The following is a 16,065-nucleotide window of genomic DNA, read 5'->3' as shown; positions in this document are numbered from 1 at the left end:
GTTAATGTGCTCCTGCGGCGCCTTCGCTCTTGATGGGCGAAAGCAGTAAACAAAAAGGAATCAACAGCAGCGCCACGACGCTTAAAATCGTAAAGACGTCGATGTAGGCGAGAATGCGCGACTGGGCAATCATCGTCTTATACATCTGACCGGTAGCAATGCCCGCCGGATCGCCCGCCAGGCTGGTAAAATTACGTATCGCCTCTGCCGAATGGCGTATCGCCTGCTGAAACTGCTCGTTAAAGGACGACGTGTGGTAGCTCAGATAGGCGCTGTGCGCCTGCGAACGCTCCGTAATCGCCGCAGTGGAAAGCGATATGCCGACGGAGCCTGCCACGTTACGAAACATCGTAAACAGCGCGGCGGAATCGGCGTTCAGCTGCCGGGGAATGGTGATAAACGCAATGGTCGTCAGCGGCACGAACAGAAAGCCAAGCCCGATTGACTGGGCGCTGCGAAAAAGCACCAGCGTTTCAAAATCGATATCCGGCGTGAGCGTGCGCGACCAGAAAAACGATGCGGCAAGGCAGGCAAAACCGAAGGCGATGATATACCGCGTCTGCACTATCGGCATGAGCTTCAGCACAAGGGGAATCGTTAACACAATGAGCACCGCCCCAGGCGAAAGCACCATCCCGGACCAGGTGGCGGTATAGCCCAGATCCTGCTGCGCCAGCTGCGGAATAACGACCGAGCTGCCGTAGAGGATCATCGCCATGCCCGCCATCAGCAGGCTGGAGACGGCGAAGTTTTTATCCTTCATGCAGTGCAGGTCAACCACCGGCTTTTTGGCATAGATAAGCCAGAAAATCGCCCCGATGATGCCAATAAGCGTCAGCACCGCGAAAGTGCGAATGAAATTCGAGAGAAACCAGTCTTCATCTTCGCCGCGGTCAAGCATCACCTGCAGGCAGCCGAGGCCCAGGGCTATCAAGCCGATCCCGGTCCAGTCAATGGTCAGTTTCTCTTCGGATTTACGCTCCCAGGGCGGATCTTCCAGCAGCTGATAGATAGCCAGCACGGTAATAATGCCGACCGGGATATTAATAAAGAAGACCCAGCGCCAGGAGTAGTTGTCCGTTATCCAGCCGCCAAGGGTCGGCCCCAGCACCGGGGCGACGATAATGGCGATGGACGAGAGGCCGAACGCCTTGCCGCGATCTTCAGGCTTAAAGTAGTCGAGCAGCACTGACTGCTGGGTAGGCTGCAGCCCGCCGCCGAAAAACCCCTGCAATATACGAAACAGGATAATTTCCCAGAGCTCAGTAGCGATACCGCAGAGAAATGAACAGACAGTGAACATCACAATGCAGATAAGGAAAAACTGCTTGCGGCCAAACAGGCGGCTTAAAAACGCCGAAATCGGCAGCACGATGCCGTTCGCCACCAGATAGCTGGTGAGCACCCACGTCGATTCGTCATAGCTTGAAGAGAGTGAACCCGCCACGTGCGGCAACGCCACGTTCACGATGGTGGTGTCGAGAATCTCCATAAACACCGCGAGGGTGACGACTATCGCCACCGCCCACGGGTTGCTGGCGGGTTTCCAGTTCTCGTGGCCGTGCTCGCTCATTCCACCGTCACCTTAGGTTCCACGGAAAGCCCGAGCGGCAGCGGCCTGTCGGCGCTGAGCCCTTTATCGATAACGATTTTTACCGGCACGCGCTGGACGATTTTTACAAAGTTGCCGGTGGCGTTTTCCGCCGGGAACGCAGAGAAGCGAGAGCCGCTGCCCTGCTGGATACTGTCGACATGCCCTTCCAGTTCCATATCCGGGAAGGCATCCACCGACAGCGTCACTTTATTGCCAGGGCGCATGCGCTCAAGCTGCGACTCTTTAAAGTTCGCCACCACCCAGATATTGGGGGAAACCACCGAGAAGAGTGAACTGCCCGCCTGCACCAGCGTGCCGAGTTGCACGTTACGCTTTGTGACGTAGCCGTCAAACGGGGCGCGCACTTCGGTATAAGAGAGGTTAAGCTCCGCCGTCTGCAACTGGGCGCGCGCCTGCTCGACCTGTCGCTGACGAGCCTCGACATTGGTCTCCTGCTGACGGATTTGCAGTTTAACCTGCTCGGCGACTTCCAGCTGCGCTTTGGCGTTGGCCAGGCCCGCTTCGGCGCTGCGCAATTGCGCGCTGGCGGTATCGATATTTTGCTGCGACGTGGCGCGGGGGTCGACGCCGCGCTGGCGTTTATATTCGGCGCGGGCGTTAGCGAGATCGGCCTCGGCCTTCAGTACTTGCGCCTGCGCCTGATCCCGCTGGGCGGGATATTGCACTTTAGCCAGCGCCAGCTGCGCCTGAGCCTGATGGAGTTGGGATTCGGCAAGGCCAACCTGCGCCCGGGCCTGATCGCGCTGGGCCAGCGCGTCGCGCGGGTCGATAACCACCAGTAAATCGCCTTTCTTCACCAGCTGGTTGTCTTTTACACGCAGATCCGTCACATAGCCCGCCACTTTTGGCGCTACGGTCACGGCGTCGCCTTCCGTGAAAGCGTCATCGGTGGTCTCTTCGTTGCGGGTCATAAACCACCAGACCAGCGCCACGATAACCATCACGATAACCACGATGCCAAGAATGATTAACGGCTTTTTACCGGGCCGTTTGCGCCCGTTGTCGCCGTTTTTTCCCTCTTCGCCCTGTTTGTTCTCTTTTTTCTCTTCGTCCTGACGAGATGCGTCGTCAGGCTTCTTGTTGTTCTCAGCCATATGCCAGCAACAGTCCTGTCAGTTAACTACGTCACAAAAGCGTCGTTAACTAAACGTAGGACGTAGCTATACATTTTCCAGGAAAAACTGACAAATTAGCACTATCTGAGAAAAAGCAGGTTTATCAACCCGTATCCCACCAGTGCCGACCAGACGAGCAACGGGATAGAGAAGAGATGGAAGCGCCACCAGATGCGACGGTTATTCGCCATGCGCAGCGCAATAATATTGGCGAGCGACCCCGGCAGCAGGCCAAACCCGCCGATGTTCACCGCCCAGGCGAGCAGCGCTGAGGGCGGCACATAGTTAAGCAATAAAATGGTGCCCGGCACATTGCTGATTACCTGCGACAGGCCAATGCCGAGCAGATACAGCCCGCCGTGGGAAAGCGTCGACACATTCTGCATTCCCTGCAGCAGAGGAAGCTGGGTGAGCATATGCACGTCGATAAACATCACCATGAAAACCAGCAGCAGGCTCCAGTCGATGCTGACCAGCACCCGACGCGCCAGCAATGCAAAACCGGCGGCCACCAGCAGAACGCCCCACAATTCGAGTTTAAGCTCAAGCGCAACCAGGAAAACAACATAAAAGGCCAGGCAGCCCCAGACCAGACGCGGCTGCCAGGCGGGGCTTTTCTCCCGCGCCTGATAGTCGAGCTTTTTGGCCGGGAAACAGAACCAGCAAAGAAGCAACAGGCTGGTTACGAGCGCCAGCGCCAGCGGCGCCATCTGCCAGACAAACGCGGCGAACGATTGTCCGGAACGTCCCCAGAGTAATATGTTTTGCGGATTGCCTATCGGCGTCAGCAGCGACCCGGCGTTAACCGCCAGCGCTTCAAAGATAATCAGCCGGTTAACCGGAATATTGCACAGCTTCTTTAAGGTGAGCGTCAGCGGCACAATGATGAAGAGCGCCACGTCGTTAGTTAAAAAGGTAGAAAGCAACGCGGCGGCGCAGACCAGAAAGAGCGCGAGCTGTCGTTCACTGGCGAAGCGGCGCACCATGCGACGGCCGAGCACATCAAAATAGCCGCTCAGTTCCACCCCTTTGGTGAGCATCATTAAACCCGCCAGCGTCAGGATAGTATGCCAGTCGATAGCGGAGGCCCACTGCCGCGGCGCGAAGGGCGTGGCGACAAGCAGCGCGGCGCCAACGATAAGCAGCAGTTGTAAGAAACGATCGTGCAGGAAAGGACGCGCCAGCGTTTTAATCATTCGTGACCGAATCCATGTTGTTCGCTGAAGCGGCGAAAGATCTCAAGCGTCTCTTCGCTGACGTGATGTTCCATCCCTTCCGCGTCGCGACGGGCCGTGTCAGGGTTTACGCCCAGCGCCAGCAAGAAGTTTTCTACTATCTGGTGGCGCTCGCGGCTCTGCTGGGCCAGCTTTTCGCCCTCGGCCGTTAAGAAAACGCCCCGCCAGGGGATCTGCTCGATAAGCCCCACGGTGGCCAGCCTTTTGAGCATTTTCGCGACGGTAGGCTGCGAGACGCCGAGCCGCGCCGCCATATCGACCTGACGGGCCTCGCCCACTTCCCGGATAAGATCGGAAATCAGCTCGACATAATCATCAATAAGCTCTCGCCGGTGGGCTTCTCGCACCTGGCGAAAGCCTTCAACATGCTCTTCAACATTAACCAGTTGCGTCACTTTTGTGCTGCTGTGCTTACCTGCCCGACGGCTCATTCTACTTCCTCATTTCAGTGGCGCATTGTTGGGATGCTCTACGGTGCGCCCATTGTAAACCACACCTTCGCCAGCACAAAAAATTAACGAGTTAGCCGTAGCTATAGAATATAGCCTGTGCTATATCTGTATGTAATGCAAACAGCCGAGCAAGGATGGTTGGGCTGGCTGTTTACACGAGGAGGCGTGTTATGGACGAATTTAAGAGGTGTATGCGCGTGTTTAGTCACTCCCCTTTTCAGGTGCGGCTGCTGCTGCTGAATTTACTGTGCGATTATCTGGGCGGAAAACCGCAGCCGGCGCAAACGCCGCCTCGTCAGAAGTAAGCGCGCGCAAGAAGGTTTTCTGATGACCCCGTCATCGTTTTGTCATTTGTCTGGCTTATTTTTTCTGGTTTTCTCTCGTCACGTTGGCCCTTTTCCCGCTTTTTCGCCGTTTTTGTAATCTCCCTCGCAAAACAGTTTGTTAGCGCCAGTTGATCTTCTTATTCTTCGGCTTTATCTTCTTGCAGCCTTGTCAGCACAGCGGCTCCCGGATGTGAATTTCTTCCTTTCCTTTTTCCGACCGCAAAGCACGACAGACCCTCTACGCCAGGGTTAGCGCATGGCGTCTCGTTGAACCTGAATATGAATTTAACCGTTAAAGATACGCTGGCTGCGCGCGGCATCGCGCTCGATCCGTGGGTGGGTTTCTACTTTCTGCAATCCTTGCTTATTAACACTGCGCTGGGTTATGAATTCAGCCTGCTTTACGCCGTGGCTTTCAGCTGCGTGCTGTTGCTGCTCTGGCGCATTGCGCCGCGCGTGCAAAAAAATATGCTGGCGCTCTGTTCGCTGACGGCGGCTTTCTATTTTCCCTTTGGTCAGGCTTACGGCGCGCCGAACTTCAATACGCTGCTGGCGCTGCATTCCACCAATATGGAAGAGTCCACCGAGCTCCTGACCATCTTCCCGTGGTACAGCTACCTGGTGTCGCTGTTTATCTTCGCGCTCGGCGTTATCGCTTTTCGGCGCAAGCCCGCCGCAAAACAGCCGTGGCGTTTTACCGACCATCTTTGCCTTGCGGTGAGCGTGGCGGCTTTTTTTGTCGCGCCCCTGCAAAACCTTGCTTATGGCGGCGTCTTTAAGCTCAAAGACACCGGCTATCCGGTGTTCCGCTTTGTTAAAGATGTGGTGGTTAATAATGCAGAGGTGATCGACGAGCAGCAGCGTATGGCTGCGCTGTCGCAGGTGAAAGACTCCTGGAACGTGCTGGCGGCGAAGCCGAAATACCACACTTATGTAGTGGTTATTGGCGAAAGCGTGCGTCGCGACGCGGTCGGCGCGTTTGGCGGCCACTGGGACAACACCCCTTTCGCCAGCCACGCCAATGGCTATTTTTTTACGGATTACGTCGCCGCAAGCGGCTCCACACAAAAATCGCTGGGGCTGACGCTCAATCGCGTGCTCGACAATAAGCCGCAGTATCAGGATAACTTCGTTACGCTTGCCAATCGCGCCGGTTTTCAGACCTGGTGGTTCTCTAATCAGGGCCAGATTGGCGAGTACGACACCGCCATCGCCAGCATCGCTAAGCGCGCCGATGAAGTGCAGTTTCTGAAAAGCGGCGATTTCGAAGCGGATAAAAATACCCGTGACGAAGCGCTGTTAAAGATGACATCGCAGGTTTTTGCCACGCCGCGTACGCAGCCGCAGCTTATCGTGCTGCATCTGATGGGCTCGCATCCTCAGGCCTGCGACCGCACGCAAGGCAAATATGAGGTGTTCGTTCAGTCGAAGGAGACCTCTTGCTACCTTTACAGCATCACGCAGACCGATCATCTGCTGGAGCAGCTTTATCAGCAGTTGCAGAACACCGGGCAAAGTTTCTCCATGGTCTATTTTTCCGACCACGGTCTGGCCTTTAAAGAGCGGGGTAAAGAGGTGCAGTACCTGGCGCATGACGATAAGTTTCAGCAAAATTTCCAGGTGCCCTTTATGGTGCTTTCAAGCGACGACACCGCGCATCGCCTTATTAAAGCGCGCCGCTCAGCCAATGATTTTCTGAGCTTTTTTGCGCAGTGGACGGGGATTAAAGCAAAAGAAATTACGTCGAAATATAAGTTTGTCTCGTCGCAAAAAGCGGGGCCGGTTTGGGTGACTAACTTTAAACTGCATAAGGTGAGCTATGATCACCTGGGCAGCGATATTTTTGAGACGAAAACACGCTAGCGTTTTGCGCATACGTTGCAGGCAAAAAAAATCCGCCCGGTGAGGCGGATTTTTTATCTTCGCAAAGCGAATTAGAAGCGGTAGCCCACGCCTGCGATCCAGGTGCCAACATCGGTGTTGCGGATGCGGCTCTGCTCGTAGGAGAAGTCCAGAGCAACGTTTTCAACCGGGTTGAACTGCAGACCGGCGCCGTAAGAGAAACCGTAGTCGCTGGTGTCGCTGGTTTTGGTCGGGTAGTCGGTGCTCTGGAATTTACCATAGCCAACACCCACTACGCCGTAGATGCTTGCCCAGTCATTGATGCGGAAAGCCGGACCGGCAGTCAGGCCGTAGTACTGGCCTTTGTTGTACAGGCCGTTATCGGTACGATCTTTTTCGGTATAGGTGAAGGAACCGATTACGCCCAGCGGGTTGCTGTCATCGAACTCATAGCGGTATTTCAGGTTGAAACCGTTCATTTTGTTCATTACGCCCTGCGCGTCGCTCTGAGCATAGCCACCGGAAACGGTAGCAGTACCGGCAACAGCGGAACCCGCGGAAACGGCCAGAACACAAGCCAGTGCTGAAAGACATGCAATTTTTTTCATAACCACCTCAAATGTGCTTCAAGTAAGTCCTAAGTTTTTAATATACCAAAGACGGGTGAGAAACTCTTTGTGAATCGCGTTGTCTAACGCGTCTTTTGGTGTAACAGAACATTTCCATATGCTCCTATCTTGTTCAATATCCAGCGTTTTAACACGTGGGCCTCATTATGGATGCCCGTAGCGTTAACCATCATCCAGATTATTCCTAAATGGGAATGGAGAAATAATGAGCGATACGGCGGCCATGGTAGCGATTTTCCCGGCGTGATTTTTCAATAAAAGTTCAACCGGCACCGTTTTATTTCGCTTAAACTCAGGCTTTTACTTATCACTGACAAAAATTGACAGGAACAGGATGCCTACGTTGCCCCGCAAAATGCCCGTCTGGATGCCCATAGTAGTAATACTGGTCGCTATGATTTCAATTCAGAGCGGCGCCTCACTTGCTAAATCGCTTTTTCCGCTGGTCGGTGCGCCCGGCGTTACCGCGCTGCGTCTCGCGCTGGGCACCCTTATTCTGGTTATCGTCTTCAAGCCGTGGCGCCTGCGCTTTACGAAATCGCAGCGTTTGCCTTTGCTCTGCTACGGTCTGTCGCTGGGCGCGATGAACTACCTGTTCTATCTGGCGATTAATACGGTGCCGCTTGGCATTGCGGTGGCGCTGGAGTTTACCGGGCCGCTGGCGGTCGCGCTGTTTGGCTCGCGCAGACCCATCGATTTTGTCTGGGTCATTCTGGCGGTGCTGGGGCTGTGGTTTCTGCTGCCGCTCGGTAAAGATGTCGCCCATGTCGACCTGTTTGGCGCCGCCTGCGCCCTGGGCGCAGGCGCTTGTTGGGCGCTTTATATTCTGACCGGCCAGCGCGCCGGCGCGGATCATGGCCCGGCGACCGTGGCGTTAGGCTCGCTTATCGCCGCAGTGATTTTTGTGCCTGTTGGCGCTTTGCAGGCGGGCGAGGCGCTGTGGCACTGGTCGCTGCTGCCTTTGGGGCTTGGCGTTGCGGTGCTTTCCACCGCGCTGCCCTACTCTCTTGAAATGATTGCGCTAACGCGTTTACCCACCCGCACTTTCGGTACGCTAATGAGTATGGAGCCAGGGCTTGCGGCGCTCTCTGGTATGGTGTTTCTGGGCGAAAGCCTGACGTTGACGCAGTGGCTGGCGCTATTGTCGATAATCGTCGCCTCCGTTGGCTCGACGCTTACCCTTCGCCGCGAAACGCAGCTCAAAGAGGTTGATATCAATTAACCTTTCTTATTTATTTTCGCCCGCCTCGCTGACGGGCGAAAATAATTCCCCCCCGCTTAAGCAACTTATATTTCCTGCCAGGTTTGTTGTAGATCAATAAATAATAAAAATATGAACTTATGTTGCTGACGGAATTAAGATTCATCTGCAAAAAACATGATAACCATTTGATTATAAATAAAATTAAAAGCAACTTAGCTTCTGCTATTTAACCAATAGGTATATCCAAACCTGCAGGTCGGGGAACCGATGCTATACTTATTTCCGGTAAATTGATTGGGACACCAACATCAAGAGGATATGATTATGAGTACCGCTAAACTGGTTAAATCTAAAGGTTCTGATCTGCTCTACACCCGTAACGATGTAGCAGATGAAGACAAGAAAGCCACCATCGAGCTGCTCAATCGTCAGGTTGTTCAGTTTATCGATCTGTCGCTGATCACCAAACAGGCTCACTGGAATATGCGCGGTGCTAACTTCATCGGCGTTCATGAAATGCTGGACGGTTTCCGCACCACGCTGACCGAACACCTGGATACCATCGCTGAACGTGCCGTACAGCTGGGCGGCGTCGCCCTGGGCACCACGCAGGTCGTGAACAGCAAGACTCCGCTGCAAAGCTACCCGCTTGATATCCACACCGTGCAGGAGCACCTGAAAGCGCTGGCCGACCGCTACGCTATTGTGGCGAACGATGTTCGTAAAGCGATTAGCGAAGCGAAAGACGAAGATACTGCAGATATTTTCACCGCGGCCTCCCGCGACCTGGATAAATTCCTGTGGTTTATTGAATCCAACATCGAATAAGCCAGACGCTCTGCTTATGCCCTTTCCCGTTCGGGAAGGGGCTTTTTTTTACCTTTGCACTAACTAAGTGCAGGCTTTTGTTTCACATTCCCCCTATCCGTTATTTTTTTGTAACTAATCCCTCACACAATCGTTAAGTAACGATTGTTTTCAAACCGTAATCTGCGCTAATAATGCTCAACCCTTGCGACCTGACCGTCGCGCACTATTTTGGTGCCTCATTGTGGTGCAAAAGGTCGTTCCAGTTCTGTTCCTGGTGCAATGATTGTTTTTCTTACAGCTGGAAAAACAGTGGGTTGTAAAACTGGCACGATTTTTTCATACTGCACCCGTCTCGCAGGGGATCGCCCCGTGGATTAAAAAAGGAAATGCTATGAAGTCTGTTTTTAAAGTTTCACTGGCTGCACTTACCCTGGCTTTCGCGGTCTCTTCCCAGGCTGCGGATAAACTGGTCGTGGCGACCGATACGGCGTTCGTTCCGTTTGAATTCAAACAGGGCGACAAATATGTCGGCTTCGACGTGGACCTGTGGGCCGCTATCGCGAAAGAATTGAAGCTTGACTACACCTTAAAGCCGATGGATTTCAGCGGCATTATCCCGGCGCTGCAAACCAAAAACGTAGACCTGGCGCTGGCGGGCATCACCATCACTGAAGAGCGCAAAAAAGCGATCGACTTCTCTGATGGCTACTACAACAGCGGCCTGCTGGTGATGGTCAAAGCGAACAATAACGACGTAAAAAGCGTTAAAGATCTCGACGGCAAAGTGGTGGCGGTGAAGAGCGGCACCGGTTCCGTTGACTACGCGAAAGCGAATATTAAAACTAAAGATCTGCGTCAGTTCCCGAACATCGACAACGCATATATGGAGCTTGGCACCAACCGTGCTGACGCCGTGCTGCACGATACGCCGAACATCCTTTACTTCATCAAAACGGCTGGCAATGGTCAGTTTAAAGCGGTAGGCGACTCTCTGGCGGGCCAGCAGTACGGCATCGCTTTCCCGAAAGGCAGCGATGACCTGCGTACCAAAGTTAACGGCGCACTGAAAACGCTGAAAGAGAACGGCACCTATAACGAAATCTATAAAAAATGGTTCGGCACTGAACCGAAATAATTATTCTTAAAGCCATAAGCACTCAGTCAGGGGCGGCTTTCGCCCCTGCTGTTTTTGAACCACGGTAACACAGGAAATCATCATGCAGTTTGACTGGAGCGCCATCTGGCCTGCCATTCCCCTCTTGCTTGAAGGCGCCAAAATGACCTTGTGGATTTCGGTCCTCGGTCTGGTCGGCGGTCTGATAATCGGTCTGGTGGCCGGTTTCGCCCGCAGCTTTGGCGGCTGGATAGCCAACCATATCGCCCTGGTATTTATCGAAGTGATCCGCGGCACGCCGATTGTCGTGCAGGTGATGTTTATCTACTTCGCCCTGCCGATGGCGTTCAACGATCTGCGCATCGATCCGTTCACGGCGGCGGTAGTGACTATCATGATCAACTCCGGGGCGTATATTGCGGAAATCACCCGCGGCGCGGTGCTCTCTATCCATAAGGGCTTTCGCGAGGCGGGCCTGGCGCTGGGTCTCTCCCGCCGGGAGACGATTCGCCATGTGATCCTCCCCCTGGCGCTGCGCCGTATGCTGCCGCCGCTCGGCAACCAGTGGATTATCAGCATTAAAGATACGTCGCTGTTTATTGTTATCGGCGTCGCCGAACTGACCCGTCAGGGCCAGGAGATTATCGCCGGCAACTTCCGCGCCCTGGAAATCTGGAGCGCCGTTGCGGTTATCTACCTGATTATCACCCTGGTACTGAGCTTTATTCTGCGTCGTCTGGAAAGAAGGATGAAAATCCTGTGATTGAATTTAAGAATGTCTCGAAGCACTTTGGCCAAACCCAGGTGCTGCACAATATCGATTTGAACATTAAGCAGGGCGAAGTGGTGGTCATTATCGGGCCGTCCGGCTCCGGTAAATCCACGCTGCTGCGCTGCATTAATAAGCTGGAAGAGATAACCAGCGGCGACCTGATCGTCGATGGCCTGAAAGTGAACGACCCGAAAGTGGACGAGCGCTTGATCCGTCAGGAAGCGGGCATGGTGTTCCAGCAGTTTTATCTCTTCCCGCACCTGACGGCGCTGGAGAACGTGATGTTCGGCCCGGTTCGCGTGCGTGGCGCGTCTAAAGCAGAGGCGGAAAAGCTGGCGAAAGAGCTGCTGGCGAAAGTGGGACTCGCCGAGCGCGCGCACCACTACCCTTCCGAACTTTCCGGCGGCCAGCAGCAGCGCGTGGCGATTGCCCGTGCGCTGGCGGTGAAGCCGAAGATGATGCTGTTCGATGAGCCGACCTCGGCGCTCGACCCGGAACTGCGCCATGAAGTGCTGAAAGTGATGCAGGATCTGGCGGAAGAAGGCATGACAATGGTTATCGTGACCCACGAAATCGGCTTTGCCGAGAAGGTGGCCTCGCGCCTCATCTTTATTGATAAAGGCCGCATTGCCGAAGACGGCAACCCGCAGGCGCTTATCGAGAACCCGCCCAGCGCGCGTTTGCAGGAGTTCCTGCAGCACGTTTCGTAAGGTTTTCTGCTAAGGCAAACCCTCTCATCCGAGAGGGTTTTTTATTTCTGATGCTGGCCTTACGCGTTTACCCGGTTTCGCTTGCTTTGTGTAATAACGGCGGGCGACGCTTCGCTTATCCCCCCGCAGAAGCGCAATCTCAGGGCCGCGCAGAGTTCATAAATTTTGGCGTCGGTACGCAGTGTTTCGCGCCAGAAAACTCCCCATTTCCTCGGCTCGTTTGCCGGAACACTATACTTATCTTCTTTGCTTCCTAACTTTCTCATCCGGAGTATGCCGTGCCGTGGATTGTGTTGCTGCTCGTCAGCGTCTTTAGCTTTTCTGCTCAGGCGGTTAGCCTGCCTGCTGCTGCCGTTGCCGCTTCCTCTACGCACACCAGCCAGGCCGCATCGCCGGAGCCGGACGCGGAGAAAAAGAAAGCCGCTTACGCTGCGCTTGCGGACGTGCTGGAGAATGAAAAATCCCGTAACGAATTAATCAGCCAGCTCCGGCAGGCCTCGACAACGCCTGCAAACAAAGCCACGCCAGCCATCACGCCGCCGGTTGAGGAGGAAGAGGAGAAAACGGTGCTGGAGAACGTAACGGAAGTGAGCCGTCACTACGGCGGCGAATTCTCCAGCCGCTTCGCCCAGCTCTACCGCAACATCACCGGCGCGCCGCACAAGGCTTTTAATCAGAAAACCTTTCTCAACGCCCTCACCCATTTCACCATGCTGGCGGTCTCGGTCTTTGCTTTTTACTGGACGCTTCGCGCCTGCGCCATACCGCTTTATCGCAAAATGGGCGAGTGGGGAAGGCGTAAGAACAAGAACCGCGCCAACTGGCTTCAACTGCCGGTCATGATTGTGCTGGCGTTCATCATCGACCTGGCGCTCCTGGCGCTGACGCTCTTTTTAGGGCAACTGTTTATCGACCTGATGAACGCCGGCAGCCGCACCATTGCCCGTCAGCAGGGGCTTTTTCTTAACGCGTTCGCGCTTATTGAGTTTTTTAAAGCCATCCTGCGACTTATCTTTTGCCCGCGCGTGCCGACCCTGCGGCCCTTTGGCATTAGCGACGCCAGCGCCCGCTACTGGAACACGCGCTTAAGCGGCCTGAGCAGCCTGATTGGTTACGGGCTGCTGGTGGCGGTGCCGATTATCTCGGCGCAGATCAACGTGCAGACAGGGGCGCTGGCGAACGTGGTCATTATGCTGACCATTACGCTCTGGGCGCTGTGGCTCATTTTCCATAATAAGCGCGAAATCCAGCATGATTTGATCCAGTTGGCGGACCGCTCCCTCGCCTTCTTCAGCCTGTTTATCAGCGCCTTTGCGCTGGTCTGGCACTGGATCGCCAGCGCTTATTTCATTGTGCTCTTCTTCTTCTCGCTGTTTGACCCGGGCAACAGCCTGAAATTTATGATGGGCGCTTCACTGAAAAGTCTCGCCATCATCAGCGTGGCGGCGTTCATCTCCGGCGTGCTGTCGCGCTGGCTGCAAAAAACCATCACATTGTCGCCAGAAGTGCAGCGCAACTACCCGATGCTGCAAAAGAGGATCAACGGCTGGCTATCCGTATCGCTGAAGCTGGCGCGTATTCTGACCGTCTGCGTGGCCGTCATGCTGCTGTTAAACGCGTGGGGGTTGTTCGATTTCTGGCAGTGGATCACGCGCGGCGCGGGCGAGAAAACGGTGGATATTCTCATCCGCATCCTGCTGATTCTCTTCTTCTCCGCCGTAGGCTGGACGCTGCTGGCGAGCCTGATTGAGAGCCGGCTGGCGTCGGACATTCATGGCCGCCCGATGCCAAGCGCCCGCACCCGCACGCTGCTGACGCTGTTTCGCAACGCGCTGGCGGTGATCATCAGCACCATTACGGTGATGATTGTGCTTTCAGAAATCGGCGTGAATATCGCCCCGCTGCTGGCAGGCGCAGGGGCGCTCGGCCTGGCGGTGTCGTTTGGTTCGCAAACGCTGGTAAAAGACATCATTACCGGCATATTCATTCAGTTTGAAAACGGCATGAATACCGGCGACCTGGTGACCATCGGGCCGCTCACCGGTACGGTCGAGCGGATGTCGATTCGCTCGGTCGGGGTACGCCAGGATACCGGCGCTTACCACATCATTCCGTGGTCCTCTATCACCACGTTCGCTAACTTCGTGCGCGGTATTGGCTCTTTTGTGGCGAACTACGATGTCGACAGGCATGAAGACACGGAGAAAGCCAACCGGGCGCTGCATGCCGCCGTGGAAGAGTTGATGGAAAGGGAAGACATTCGCATGCTGGTGATTGGCGAGCCGAATTTTGCCGGCATCGTGGGCCTGACCAATACCGCGTTTACCATTCGCGTCACCTTCACCACACAGCCGCTTAAGCAGTGGACGGTGCGCTTCGCGCTGGACGGCATGGTGAAGAAACACTTCGATCTCGCAGGCGTGCGCCCGCCGGTACAAACGGTGCAGATGGTTCAGCCTGCGCCCGATGCAGCCCAGGCGGCGAGAGCGCAGGATGCGGCCATGGGCGGCAACGGCGGCGTGCTGCCGCCTGCCGACCCGAAAGTGTGATTAACGAAAACGGCTCTGGGCCCAGCGTTCGCGCTGGGCGTCGTTCTGGAAACTCCAGGCGATAAAGCGGCTCTGCTTCTGACCCTGCGCCATCTCTTTCTTCACGACTTTGACGGCTCCCGCCTGCTGTAACGCGCGATAGAGCGCGGGCAGGTTATCGCCTTTCGAAACCAGCGAGGTAAACCACAGCACCTGACGGGCGACGCGTTGGCTCTCGGCAATCATTTTGCTGATGAAGGCCACTTCGCCGCCTTCGCACCACAGCTCCTGCTGCTGGCCGCCGAAATTCAGGTCGGCGCCCGTAAGCCCAAGATTGCGGCGTTTGCGTTCGCTGCCCGCCTGCGCGCTTTGCGCCGAATCGTGGAACGGGGGGTTGCAGAGCGTGGCATCATACAGTTCGTTTTTATGAATAATGCCTTCAAAGATGGCGTCCGGTTGTTTTTGACGGCGCAGGCGGATGGCCCGGCTCAGCCCTGGGTTCGCCGCAATAATCGCCTGCGCGCTGCGAAACGCCTCGTCGTGCGTTTCGCTGCCGGTAAAACGCCAGCCATACTCATGCTGGCCGATAAGCGGGTAAATGCAGTTCGCGCCAACGCCGACATCCAGCACGCTCGCCTGCGCAGGCACCGCCCCGCCGTTACCTTCAGCGAGCAGATCCGCCAGGTGGTGGATGTAATCCGCCCGGCCCGGTACAGGCGGACAGAGAAAGCCTTCAGGAATATCCCAGTTCTGCACGCCGTAAAAGTGGGCCAGCAGCGCCTTGTTAAGCGTCTTTACCGCCTGCGGATCGGCAAAATCGACCGTCTCTTCGCCCAGCGGCGAGAGGCGCACATAATTAGCAAGCGCCGGGCAGCTCTGCTTAAGCGCGGCGAAGTCATAGCGGTTGTGGTGACGGTTGCGGGGGTGCAGGCCCGGTTTACGGTTCATCGGCTTTCTCCTGTGTGGGCGCGTAAGATACCTGCTGCGGCCAGGGCGGTAAATAAGTGGGGGAAAATTTGCCTCTCCGGCTATGATAGTTTTTTTGTTTACAGGAGCGCGCTATGTCGGAAAAACGTTATTACTATGAACCTGCTCGCGGCCACGGCCTGCCGCACGACCCGCTGAATGCCATCGTCGGCCCTCGCCCCATCGGCTGGATTGCCTCGCTTAACGCCGACGGGCAACGTAACCTGGCCCCGTACAGCTTTTTTAACTGTTTTAATTACCGTCCGCCGATCATCGGCTTCGCCAGCAGCGGCTGGAAAGACAGCGTGCAGAATATCGTGGAGACCAAAGAGTTTGTCTGGAACCTGACCACCCGCGCGCTGGCGGTGCCGATGAACGAAACCTCCGCCACCCTGCCCCGGGGCGAGGATGAGTTTGCGCGAGCGGGCTTAACCGCTGCGCCGTCGCGTCTGGTGAAAGCGCCGCGCGTGGCGGAAAGCCCGGTGAATTTCGAGTGCCGGCTTTCGCAGTGCATCCAGCTGACCTCCGCCAATGGCGAGCCCATAGATTCGTGGCTGGTGCTGGGCGAAGTGGTGGCGGTTCACATTGACGAAACGCTGCTGGAAAACGGCATCTACCAGACCGCAAAAGCGCAACCGGTTTTACGCGCCGGCGGCCCCAGCGCCTACTACGCCATTGACGAAGCGCAGCGCTTCGACCTCGTGCGCCCGGACGCCCGCTAACCGCGCTAAAGCCCGCCGCGGCGGG

Annotated in this window: 15 protein-coding genes; 9 read left to right on the top strand and 6 right to left on the bottom strand. The window is 55.7% G+C overall.

Annotated features, from left to right (window positions below; genetic code table 11):
- Nucleotide 1: 1 nt before the first annotated feature.
- The 4 genes from IEX01_RS02830 to mntR all read right to left on the bottom strand — a co-directional run bounded on the left by IEX01_RS02830 (nt 2) and on the right by mntR (nt 4,396).
- Nucleotides 2–1,573 (bottom strand): DHA2 family efflux MFS transporter permease subunit, encoded by a 1,572-nt coding sequence (locus tag IEX01_RS02830; protein WP_024555996.1) that lies wholly within the window; start codon nt 1,571–1,573, stop codon nt 2–4.
- A complete protein-coding gene (locus IEX01_RS02825) occupies nt 1,570–2,709 on the bottom strand; it encodes an HlyD family secretion protein (protein WP_024555995.1) in 1,140 nt (379 codons plus the stop codon). Before IEX01_RS02825 ends, IEX01_RS02830 begins: the two co-directional genes overlap by 4 nt.
- Before the next feature lie 101 nt (nt 2,710–2,810).
- On the bottom strand, nt 2,811–3,926 hold the full coding sequence (locus IEX01_RS02820; RefSeq protein WP_188723233.1) for an SLC13 family permease: 1,116 nt from the start codon (nt 3,924–3,926) through the stop codon (nt 2,811–2,813).
- Entirely contained in the window at nt 3,923–4,396 is a 474-nt protein-coding gene (mntR, locus tag IEX01_RS02815; protein ID WP_024555993.1) for a manganese-binding transcriptional regulator MntR, read from the bottom strand. The genes IEX01_RS02820 and mntR overlap by 4 nt, the downstream gene beginning before the upstream one ends.
- Nucleotides 4,397–4,587: 191 nt before the next feature.
- On the opposite strand from mntR, the gene mntS reads away from it, so the two are divergent.
- Complete coding sequence (mntS, locus tag IEX01_RS02810; RefSeq protein ID WP_188723232.1) at nt 4,588–4,722, top strand: manganase accumulation protein MntS; 135 nt, start codon at nt 4,588–4,590, stop codon at nt 4,720–4,722.
- 300 nt (nt 4,723–5,022) lie between these two features.
- On the top strand, nt 5,023–6,606 hold the full coding sequence (locus tag IEX01_RS02805) for a phosphoethanolamine transferase family protein (protein WP_024555992.1): 1,584 nt from the start codon (nt 5,023–5,025) through the stop codon (nt 6,604–6,606).
- 71 nt (nt 6,607–6,677) lie between these two features.
- Here IEX01_RS02805 and ompX read toward each other — a convergent pair whose 3' ends face one another.
- On the bottom strand, nt 6,678–7,193 hold the full coding sequence (gene ompX, locus IEX01_RS02800) for an outer membrane protein OmpX (RefSeq protein WP_024555991.1): 516 nt from the start codon (nt 7,191–7,193) through the stop codon (nt 6,678–6,680).
- 355 nt (nt 7,194–7,548) lie between these two features.
- Here ompX and rhtA point away from each other — a divergent pair, with 355 nt between their 5' ends.
- The 6 genes from rhtA to ybiO all read left to right on the top strand — a co-directional run bounded on the left by rhtA (nt 7,549) and on the right by ybiO (nt 14,373).
- Nucleotides 7,549–8,436: a threonine/homoserine exporter RhtA gene (gene rhtA, locus IEX01_RS02795; protein WP_024555990.1), complete on the top strand. Its 888-nt coding sequence runs from the start codon at nt 7,549–7,551 to the stop codon at nt 8,434–8,436.
- Nucleotides 8,437–8,742: 306 nt separating this feature from the next.
- Nucleotides 8,743–9,246 carry a DNA starvation/stationary phase protection protein Dps gene (gene dps / locus IEX01_RS02790; RefSeq protein ID WP_024555989.1) on the top strand — a complete coding sequence of 168 codons (504 nt, stop codon included), beginning with the start codon at nt 8,743–8,745 and terminating at the stop codon, nt 9,244–9,246.
- A 373-nt stretch (nt 9,247–9,619) separates the two neighbouring features.
- Nucleotides 9,620–10,363, top strand: coding sequence for a glutamine ABC transporter substrate-binding protein GlnH (gene glnH / locus IEX01_RS02785; protein WP_024555988.1), 744 nt, complete (start codon nt 9,620–9,622; stop codon nt 10,361–10,363).
- A gap of 82 nt (nt 10,364–10,445) precedes the next feature.
- Nucleotides 10,446–11,105: a glutamine ABC transporter permease GlnP gene (glnP, locus tag IEX01_RS02780; RefSeq protein ID WP_024555987.1), complete on the top strand. Its 660-nt coding sequence runs from the start codon at nt 10,446–10,448 to the stop codon at nt 11,103–11,105.
- A complete protein-coding gene (gene glnQ, locus IEX01_RS02775; protein WP_024555986.1) occupies nt 11,102–11,824 on the top strand; it encodes a glutamine ABC transporter ATP-binding protein GlnQ in 723 nt (240 codons plus the stop codon). The genes glnP and glnQ overlap by 4 nt, the downstream gene beginning before the upstream one ends.
- Before the next feature lie 278 nt (nt 11,825–12,102).
- The gene (gene ybiO / locus IEX01_RS02770; protein ID WP_188723231.1) at nt 12,103–14,373 is read left to right on the top strand and encodes a mechanosensitive channel protein; all 2,271 of its coding nucleotides are present in this window, start codon (nt 12,103–12,105) and stop codon (nt 14,371–14,373) included.
- Here ybiO and rlmF read toward each other — a convergent pair whose 3' ends face one another.
- Nucleotides 14,374–15,300, bottom strand: coding sequence for a 23S rRNA (adenine(1618)-N(6))-methyltransferase RlmF (rlmF, locus tag IEX01_RS02765; protein WP_188723230.1), 927 nt, complete (start codon nt 15,298–15,300; stop codon nt 14,374–14,376).
- A gap of 113 nt (nt 15,301–15,413) precedes the next feature.
- Here rlmF and IEX01_RS02760 point away from each other — a divergent pair, with 113 nt between their 5' ends.
- Nucleotides 15,414–16,040, top strand: coding sequence for a flavin reductase family protein (locus IEX01_RS02760; RefSeq protein WP_024555983.1), 627 nt, complete (start codon nt 15,414–15,416; stop codon nt 16,038–16,040).
- Nucleotides 16,041–16,065 lie beyond the last annotated feature (25 nt).

Origin of the sequence: Franconibacter daqui (genome assembly GCF_014644275.1) — a bacterium.
In the GTDB taxonomy this organism is placed as follows: Bacteria; Pseudomonadota; Gammaproteobacteria; order Enterobacterales; family Enterobacteriaceae; genus Franconibacter; species Franconibacter pulveris.
This window is presented reverse-complemented; position numbering and strand designations above follow the sequence as displayed.

What these genes read in the sequence shown, in the direction of transcription:
- IEX01_RS02830 (WP_024555996.1), bottom strand. Translation starts at nt 1,573, where the DNA reads ATGAGCGAGCACGGCCACGAGAACTGGAAACCCGCCAGCAACCCGTGG.
- IEX01_RS02825 (WP_024555995.1), bottom strand. Translation starts at nt 2,709, where the DNA reads ATGGCTGAGAACAACAAGAAGCCTGACGACGCATCTCGTCAGGACGAA.
- IEX01_RS02820 (WP_188723233.1), bottom strand. Translation starts at nt 3,926, where the DNA reads ATGATTAAAACGCTGGCGCGTCCTTTCCTGCACGATCGTTTCTTACAA.
- mntR (WP_024555993.1), bottom strand. Translation starts at nt 4,396, where the DNA reads ATGAGCCGTCGGGCAGGTAAGCACAGCAGCACAAAAGTGACGCAACTG.
- mntS (WP_188723232.1), top strand. Translation starts at nt 4,588, where the DNA reads ATGGACGAATTTAAGAGGTGTATGCGCGTGTTTAGTCACTCCCCTTTT.
- IEX01_RS02805 (WP_024555992.1), top strand. Translation starts at nt 5,023, where the DNA reads ATGAATTTAACCGTTAAAGATACGCTGGCTGCGCGCGGCATCGCGCTC.
- ompX (WP_024555991.1), bottom strand. Translation starts at nt 7,193, where the DNA reads ATGAAAAAAATTGCATGTCTTTCAGCACTGGCTTGTGTTCTGGCCGTT.
- rhtA (WP_024555990.1), top strand. Translation starts at nt 7,549, where the DNA reads ATGCCTACGTTGCCCCGCAAAATGCCCGTCTGGATGCCCATAGTAGTA.
- dps (WP_024555989.1), top strand. Translation starts at nt 8,743, where the DNA reads ATGAGTACCGCTAAACTGGTTAAATCTAAAGGTTCTGATCTGCTCTAC.
- glnH (WP_024555988.1), top strand. Translation starts at nt 9,620, where the DNA reads ATGAAGTCTGTTTTTAAAGTTTCACTGGCTGCACTTACCCTGGCTTTC.
- glnP (WP_024555987.1), top strand. Translation starts at nt 10,446, where the DNA reads ATGCAGTTTGACTGGAGCGCCATCTGGCCTGCCATTCCCCTCTTGCTT.
- rlmF (WP_188723230.1), bottom strand. Translation starts at nt 15,300, where the DNA reads ATGAACCGTAAACCGGGCCTGCACCCCCGCAACCGTCACCACAACCGC.
- IEX01_RS02760 (WP_024555983.1), top strand. Translation starts at nt 15,414, where the DNA reads ATGTCGGAAAAACGTTATTACTATGAACCTGCTCGCGGCCACGGCCTG.